At 65.5% G+C, this 8,232-nt stretch carries 6 protein-coding genes; 5 read left to right on the top strand and 1 reads right to left on the bottom strand.

The genetic code is table 11. From position 1 onward, the window contains the following. The 5 genes from RJQ10_RS14395 to RJQ10_RS14375 form a co-directional block, all read left to right on the top strand. On the top strand, nucleotides 1–1,190 hold a 1,190-nt coding region (locus tag RJQ10_RS14395), incomplete at its 5' end, for a methyl-accepting chemotaxis protein (RefSeq protein ID WP_350147799.1). Beyond that, complete coding sequence (locus RJQ10_RS14390; RefSeq protein ID WP_350147798.1) at nucleotides 1,183–3,300, top strand: Hpt domain-containing protein; 2,118 nt, start codon at nucleotides 1,183–1,185, stop codon at nucleotides 3,298–3,300. The genes RJQ10_RS14395 and RJQ10_RS14390, both read left to right, overlap by 8 nt. 26 nt (nucleotides 3,301–3,326) lie before the next feature. Beyond that, a complete protein-coding gene (locus tag RJQ10_RS14385; RefSeq protein WP_350147796.1) occupies nucleotides 3,327–6,434 on the top strand; it encodes a hybrid sensor histidine kinase/response regulator in 3,108 nt (1,035 codons plus the stop codon). Between the two features lies 1 nt (nucleotide 6,435). Further along, nucleotides 6,436–6,879 carry a hypothetical protein gene (locus RJQ10_RS14380; protein ID WP_350147794.1) on the top strand — a complete coding sequence of 148 codons (444 nt, stop codon included), beginning with the start codon at nucleotides 6,436–6,438 and terminating at the stop codon, nucleotides 6,877–6,879. Between the two features lie 195 nt (nucleotides 6,880–7,074). Continuing rightward, nucleotides 7,075–7,410 (top strand): hypothetical protein, encoded by a 336-nt coding sequence (locus RJQ10_RS14375; protein WP_350147792.1) that lies wholly within the window; start codon nucleotides 7,075–7,077, stop codon nucleotides 7,408–7,410. Nucleotides 7,411–7,414: 4 nt separating this feature from the next. Here RJQ10_RS14375 and RJQ10_RS14370 read toward each other — a convergent pair. Then, nucleotides 7,415–8,232: DNA recombination protein RmuC (locus RJQ10_RS14370; protein ID WP_350147790.1), on the bottom strand; the 818-nt coding region annotated here is incomplete at its 5' end.

Below are 8,232 nucleotides of genomic sequence, written 5' to 3'. Positions count from 1 at the left end.
GGCTCCTGGCTTCCCTCGTCGGCCTCGGGATCGCGCTGGGCACTGTTGCGGGGGACTCTGGTGCGCGCGGATTGCTGCTGTTCGTCACCGCGCTGCTGCTTCTGTTGCTGGTCGTTGCCGGCTTGCTGCTCTGGCGGGCGCGGGCCAGTGGCGATAATCCGGCTGCCTTCGCCGGCATTGCGGCCGCACTGGAGCGGCTGGCGGAGGGCGATCTCACCGTTGCTGCGAGTGGCGACACGCCGACCGGCGCGGCCCTGGCAGCGCAATTGAATGCAGCGCTCGAGAAGCAGAGAGCGCTGGTGGCCAGCATCCGTGATCCTTTCGAGGGGCTGGTGACCGAGCTGCACAAACTCGGCAAGCACAGCAGTGACGGCGTGGAGTTCAGTGCGCGCTTCGACCGCCAGGTGCAGGATGCGGGGACCTCGCTGGCGCAGGACCTGCGCGCGGTCGAGGATGTCGCCGCGGTCAGTCAGCAGGCCCGGGAAGCCATGAACCAGCATCGCCAGCTGGTGAGTCGGGGCCAGGGTCTGGCAGCTGACATGTCCCGGGCTTCCACCGATGTCCGGGAGTCAATCCAGGAGACTTCAAAATCCGCCAAACGGCAGAGTGAGCTGATCCAGTCCGTGACCACCGCAGCTGAATACATCCAATCCCTCAACACCAAGATATCGGTTGTCGCCATCAATACCCGCATTGAGGCTGAGCGCGCGGGTGAACACGGGCGGCCTTTCCTGGGTATTGCGGAGGCAATCGGGGACCTGCTGCGGGAAGCCGAGGAAGAAGGTCGCAAGATCACTACCGAAGTCCGTCTGTTGCAGAATCTGTCGGCGGAAAACCTTAACAGCCTGGAGCACAGCGTGGGCGCCGTGGTGACGATCCTGGACTTCGTGGAGCGGATCGATGGTTCCCTTGAGGACATCAACCGGGGTGCGGGAAAAATGCTGGACGTTGTCGACTCCATGGGCTCTACCACGTCCCAGTCCGCGGAAGCCGTGCGCAAGCTCAACCTTGTTCTCGACAGTATCCGCGAGCAAAACCGTGGCCTGGGCGATAGCGCCGAATCGCTTCAGCAGGGGGTTGTGGCCCTGCAGCAGACCCTGTCCACCCTCGGGCGGAACCTGGCGCGTTTGCGTATAGACCACCGTGGTGGTCCTGCGGCCGGCACTCCCCGCGTGCCGGCAGATGGCTGAGCAAATGAACTACCCGCCGGGCACGAGAACCATTGACATCATCGGGCTACGCAGCCTGTTGCGGCCCCTGCTGGCGTCCATAGACCAGGTGGAGGCCGGCCTGATCGAGTACAGTCGGGATACTTCGCGCAAGCAGCCACTGCTGGAAGGCCTGTGGGCCCTGCACCATATCACCGCGGGCCTCGCCGCCGTCCGTCTGCACAAGGCAGAGATGCTGGCGCTGGAAATGGAACGCGGGTTCCTCCGCCTGCTGCGGGAACAGGTGGTCGCCGAACGGCGCAACCTCACCATGGGCGGATTGATGCGCGCCATCAAGACCCTGCCGGCCTATCTGGACCATGTCCAGCGGGTGCGCATCGATACCGGCAGGGGCCTGGAACCCTGCGTCAATAACCTCCGCCGCTGGGAGGGCGAGCGTATCCGGCCTCCCGCGCTGTTTTTCTTCATGCAGTTGCCGGAGGGTTGCGGGATCAGTGAGGGTGCGCCCGAGCCGGTGTCTGAAACTATCCGACGTAGCTCCGATGTCTTGCTGCCGCCCTACCTGCAGGGTGCGAAGTCGGCCCTGGGTCCACAACACAACGTGGAAAACGTGCGGACCGTGGCGCGCATCGCGCACAAAATGCACGGGCTGTTCCGCGGCACGGCCCAGGAGCGATTCTGGCTGCTGCTGGTGGGCCTTTGCGAGGCCATCGCCGGCAGGCTGGTCGAGCCCGATGAATGTATAGCGCGGATATTCAAGGCGGGAGCATTCATGATCAAGTACGCGCGCGAGCACGGCAGCGCCGCGGATCCGGCCATGGATTACGACAGCTACCTGCAGCAGATGCTCTTTTACATGGCGTCCTGCCAGGCCCGGCCGCTTTACGTCGGGCACATCTGGCAGGTGTTTGGTATCGACGACACCACTCTTCAGGAAGCCGGGAGGGGTCTCATTCACAACGATGCCCTGATCGCCGCGCTGGAAGGCGCGCGCGCGCTGCTGGAGGGTCTGGTGGGCAGGCTGCAGGCCGCCGACCTCCTCGCCGCCGTGGCAGGCGGCTCCGAACCGCTACCCGATCTCGACTCGGTTATCGAGGACATCCGCCTGCGCCTGATTGCGGCGGAGGAGATTGAACTCGCAGAGGATATGCAATCGGCTCGCGACCTGCTGCAACAGGTGTTTGCCGGTCGCTTTGCGCAGGAGGTGCGGCGCGGGCACCAGGTGGTTGCGACAATTGCCGGCGCCATGGTCGATGCCGAATTGGCACTTGATAACCGGCTGCGCCACAACGGCTTCATCCCGGTGGAGGTGAAGGCCTTTGACCACCTTGAGGGCCTTGTCACGACAACATTCACCCAGCTGACGCTGATGCAGGAGCAGCTGCAGCAGTCTCTGGACGCACAGACCCTGCTGGCTTCCTGCGAGCTGCTGGAGGTGATGGGTGAGGCTCTGGCTTTTGCCGCGCTGTCCAGGGAGGCGGCTGTCCTGTCCTCCTGTCTCAACTGGCTGCGCGGCGTTGGCGCCGGCGGTGAAATCGCCGCCGATACCCCCGGGCTGCAAGCCTTTGCCGACGCCCTGGTGTGGCTGACGCTGTACCTGGAAAAGCGCCTGCTCGATCCCGTGGAGGACTTCGGGGCACTGTTGTCGCTGGCGGAACAACGCGCGTCCCTGCTTGCGGCGTCCTCAGCGCCCTCGCCGCTGGCAGAAACGGCTCCGGCGCAACCAGTGCCGGCCGCCGCGGCGACGGACGAGACTGTTTCGGCAGCCTTCAGGGAGGTATTTCTGGAGGAGTCCGCGGAGATCATCGACCGGCTGCAGGCGCTGTTGCCGGCGTGGGAGAAGAACGCGGCGAAGGATGAACAGCTGCGGGAGATCCGCCGCCACTTCCACACCTTCAAGGGCAACGGCAACGCCGTGGGCCTCTACACCCTGGCCGAGCTGGGCCGCGATGTGCAGGACATGCTGGACCGGGTGCTGGAAAGCCCGGGGCCGGTCAGCGACGAGCTGCTTGGTCTGCTGCGGGAAATTGTGGCCGCCCTGCCGGGTCTGGTGGCCACCTGTGGCGGCGCCGGCGACTTCAACATGACTACGGTGCGCAGCCTTCGCGGCCGCTGCACCGGTTTGCGGTAGGGGCGGCGCCGATGGAAAGTAGAGACATGGACTCGACACCGGATGCCATCCTGGCCGAGCCCTGGGCCCGTGAACTGGCGGAGCAATGGGGAGAACAGGCTTTGCGCTGGCTGCTGGGCAGGCGTCTGGATGAACCGGAGGAGAAAATCTTCGCGCTGGCCCGTGATCGACAGCAGGCACCCGGCGCGGCGCTGACGGAGGAGGAGCTCCGTCTCGGCTCGCGCCATATGCTTGGGGGTGCAATGGCCGACGACCTGGCGGACTTCATTGAAGAAGAAATCGTCCTCACCTCGGTCGATGACTCAAGGGGCATTTACGGAGGGCAGTCTCGCGATGACGAGTCCCGGCAGGAGGGTGGACGGCATGGGTTCATCGCCGTACGCCATGTGCATGGCGCTGCCCAGGACCTCCCTGCCGCAGACCTCGGTCACCTTGAGGGCGTGGACCTGCTCAACCTGGGACCGCCACCGGAGATCCTCGTTCTCGACACCGCCAGCCAGGAAGCCGAGCTGGCCGCTGCGCTCAGCGCGGTAGTGGAAGCCCCTGAGGCCCACGCCGAAGCTGAAGCTGGCGAAATGCCGCGCGCGGGCGACATACCCGTGGCAGCGATTGCCGTGGCGGTCGAGTCGGGCCCGGCAGGGGAGCCGGCACTCGAGCCGGCGGATGAGGCGGTGCCTGAAGCCGAGCCGGCCCCGGCGTCGGAACCGGTGTTGGAGCGAGCGCCGGAGGAGGAACCGGAGTTGCAACCGGAACTGGCGCCAGCGCCGGTGGCCGTGGAAACCGCCACGGAGGATCTGTCCTGGTGTGTGCCCGGCGACATCACTTTCAACTACAGCACCCGCGGCAGCAGCGAACTGTTCAAGGATTTCCTCGACGCGTTTATCGAGGAAGCGGGCACGGAGATCGAAAAGCTCGAGGATGCGCTCGGCGCCTGGGAGCGGGACCCTGCCGCAGTGGACGCGCCGAAGACGGTGTCCCGGGTGCTGCATACGCTCAAGGGTATCGCCAAGGGTGTGGGACTGCAGCGCTACGGCACCCTGATCCACAATTTCGAGACATTGCTGGATCGTCTCCCCTGTCCGCCGGGCGGCGAGCAGCAGTTCTTCCGCATCGTCAACGCCTGGCTGGATTCCGCGGTGCGTGGCTACGATCACATCCAGGCTACCCGCAATGACGTTGCCAGCGAGTTGCCCGCCCGTACCGACGGTCCGGTGCCGGTGGTGCAGGCGGATGCCACGGTGGCCAGGCAAGAACCGCTGGCGGCAACTGACCGGCGCAAGGACCGGCAGCTGGCTGACGAGGGCGCCCAGGCCCTCGGCGCCCAGCAAACCATTCGCATCAGCCCCGACGCCCTGGACTACCTGCTCAATCTCGGTAACGAAGTGCAGAAACTTGGCGTGCGGGCCTCGCAGAGTACCCTGCAGAGCAAACGCGCGACCGGCGAGCTCCTCGGCCGGCTGGGCTCCCTGCGTACGCATATCGGCAGGATATCCGACCGGGCACTGCTCAGTGTCACGGCCCACGGCGGGCCGCCCAGCAGCAATCTCGACGCACTGGAAATGGACCAGTACTCGGATATTCACGAGGCCGCGAGCATCCTGAGGGAAGCGGTGGACGACCTCGACGAGCTGGCCCGCCTCGCCAGCCGCCACACCTCTGCCGCGGAAGCGTTGTTGAAACAGCAGGCGGGAATGGTCGGTACGCTGGGTTCTTCCATCCGCGCGGCCCGGGTGGTGCCGGTGTCCCGGTTGATGCCGGGCCTGCGCCGCATCGTCCGTACGGTCAGTGCCGAACTGGGCAAGGCGGTTACATTCAGGGTGCTGAGCGAAGCGGGCAAGCTGGACCGCGACAGTCACGCCTGCTGCCAGATTATCCTGGAACACATGGTGCGCAATGCGCTCGATCACGGCATCGAAGGGCCCGGCGACCGCGTCGCCGCCGGCAAGCCGGACACAGGCCTGATCAGCATCGACGTCCGCAAGCAGGGGGCTGACTACATAGTCTCGCTCAGCGATGATGGCCGCGGTATCGATCCCCGGCGCATGCGTGACCAGGCGCGCAAGAAGGGGCTGGATCTGGATCCCGACAGCCTCACGGACCGGGAGGCGCAGCGGCTGATATTCCACCGCGGCTTCTCCACCGCGGCGGCGATCAGTGAGATCTCGGGGCGCGGTGTGGGAATGGATATCGTGCTCGGTGAGCTGCAGCGGATCGGCGGCGATATCGAGATAGAATCCCAGCCTGGCCGCGGCACCACGTTCCGGATACGCATTCCCTCCAATATCAGCGTCAACGGCGCCCTGCTGGTCACGGTGGACGATGCCGCCTACGCGATTCCCTTCGACGGTTTGATTGGCGTCGAGCATGTGCCGGTGGAAGAGTTCCTCGATGCTGTGGAACAGCGCGCCCGGCTGCCCCTGCTGGGCCGGCGCTGTGAGCCCGCCTACCTGGCGTCCCTGTGCTCGGGCAGCCCCCTGCCCGACCGGGATCACTGGGGCGCCACCGTGCCCGTAATCATTGCCGGCAGCGAGCAGAACTATATGGCCATCGCCGTCGATCGGGTCGAACAGGCGCTGGAACTGGTAATACGCTCCCTGGGCAGCCAGTTCGCGGGCCTGCCCTGGGTCGCCGGCGGCACCACCAGTGCCGACGGCCGGGCGATCGTGGCGCTGAACCTCAATCTCCTGGCGAACAGCCAGCCGGAGCAGGGGCTGCGATCTCTGGCCCTGGAGCCGGTTGCCGATGTCAATCTGCTGGTGATGGTGGTGGATGATTCCCGCACCCAGCGCATGGTGGCCACCAGCCAGCTGCAGAGTATCGGCCTGGAGACGATCACGGCGGAGAACGGTCTCGCGGCGATGGAACTGCTGACCAGCTCCCACCGCCTGCCGGATGTCATCCTGCTGGATATCGAGATGCCGGTAAAGGATGGCATTCAGACCCTGCGGGAAATCCGTCGCTCGGAACGACTGCAGTCGATACCGGTGATCATGGTGACCTCTCGCACCGGGCCCAAGCACCGCGCCCTGGCGGAACAGGCCGGCTGCAGCGGTTATATGGGCAAGCCCTTCAATTTCCCCATGCTGGTGGAGCAGATCGCCCAGCTCACCGGCCACAAATTGCAGGTGTCGTGACATGCCTCAGGCAGCCGCCGGACCATCGCTGCACTGCGTGCTGCTGCCCTGCAGTTCCGGTGCGACCTGGGTGGTGCCGCTGAACAGCATCGCCGAGGTGCTTGTTGCCGGGGAAGTAGACTCGGGTCGCCTGCGCTGGCGTGACTGTGAGCTGCCTGTTTATCCGCCGCCAGAGCCCGGCGCGGGGCGCGGTGTGGGTATCTACGCGGTCATGCGCGGTCTGCGCGATTTGGCCGGCGGTCCCTGGGCGGTCAGTCTGCGCAACACCGGGCTGGTGCACAGGGGGCTGACAGAGGCCGATTGCTCCGAGCCTGCTCCCGGATACGATAATGGTGCCGCCGATACCCTGGCAGCCTTCGGGCTGGCGGGGAGCGGCTGCGTGGTGCCCGACCTCGGCGCCCTGCAGGAAGCCCTGGCGTCGGCGCCCGCTCATCCAGCCCGGTAAAAATCTGTCCGGGCGCGCGCAATAGCGGCCTTCAACCCGGCGATCATTGTAAAAAAATGGTCGTTCCGGGCGCTGTCCCGCGAATTACCCCCGAAAAAGCTTGGTAGCTGATTGTCAGGCAGCGGGCGCTCCTTTTTACTGAATCCACTGTCGAGCAGACAGGACACGAAATTCAGAGTCATCAAGGGGGCTACCATGCTGACCATTACTCCTACCGCTGCGCTGGAGCGCAGCCAGAGCCAGGACCTGGAAGTCTTTGCGGTTATCGACGGGCGCAAGGTTTTTCTGCCAGAAGATGCTCGCTACGTGATGCAGGATCAACGGGGCCTGTGGTTTTACAGCAAACGCAAGCCGCGTCTCTCTGAAGGGGACTGGACGCCGAACAAGACCAGCATTGCCTGTGTCACCGACCGGGGTTGTGTCCGGGCGCTGAAAACCGAACCCGCCAGCACCTGGCTGGAGACCTGTCAGCGCACCATCCGCATGGTTGCCCGGGACGGGCAGCGGCGCCCGGCGGACGACGCGGCCTGACACCTCAGGGGAGGCCCGGGAGATTGTCCCCGGGGTCTTCCTCCGCGACAGTTGGGGTGCCGAAGGCCAGGCGATCGGTGTCGATGTCGAGGTGCAGGGGTTCCAGTGCCGGCATGCTCTTGCTGGTCGAGGTTGACAATTGCTGGAAGCGGTCGACCTTGCCGGCGAGGCCCTGCTTGCCGCCGAGACTGGTGACCGTACTGTTGTAGTGATTGGCGGCTGCCTGCAGGCTGTTGCCGAGACGCTGCAGGCGCTCGGCCACGGTGCAGACCTGGTTGTAGAGGTCCCCCGCGCTGCGGCTGATTTCCTGGGCTTCCCGGTTGCCCCGCTCCACAATCCACAGGTTGGCCACGGTGCGCAGCACCGGCATCAGGGTGGTGTGTGACACCAGCACCACGCCGCGCTGGTAGCCGTAGTTGAACAGGTCGCGATTGTGCCGCATGGCCTCGATCCACGCGGGCTCCACCGGCATGAACATCAGCACGAAATCGGGGCTGCCCAGCCCCGGCAGGTTGGCGTAGGCCTTGCCCGCCAGGTCATCGAGGTGCTGGCGCACGGCGCGGGCGTGGGCTTCAAGCAGTGCGAGGCGCTGCTCTTCCGACTCCGCGGCGATGGCGCGCTCGTAGTCCACCAGGGACACCTTGCTGTCGATCACCAGGTGGCGACTGTCCGGGAGCTTGATCAGCACGTCCGGCAGCCGGCGCCTGCCTTCTTCATCGCGCATTGCGGTTTGGGTCTCGTAGTGCTCCCCCGCCACCAGTCCGGCCAGCTGCAGGGTTCGTTCCAGCTGCGCTTCGCCCCAGTTGCCGGTGGTTTTCTTGT

This window comes from Haliea sp. (genome assembly GCF_040222615.1).
Taxonomy (GTDB): Bacteria; Pseudomonadota; Gammaproteobacteria; order Pseudomonadales; family Halieaceae; genus Haliea.
This window is presented reverse-complemented; position numbering and strand designations above follow the sequence as displayed.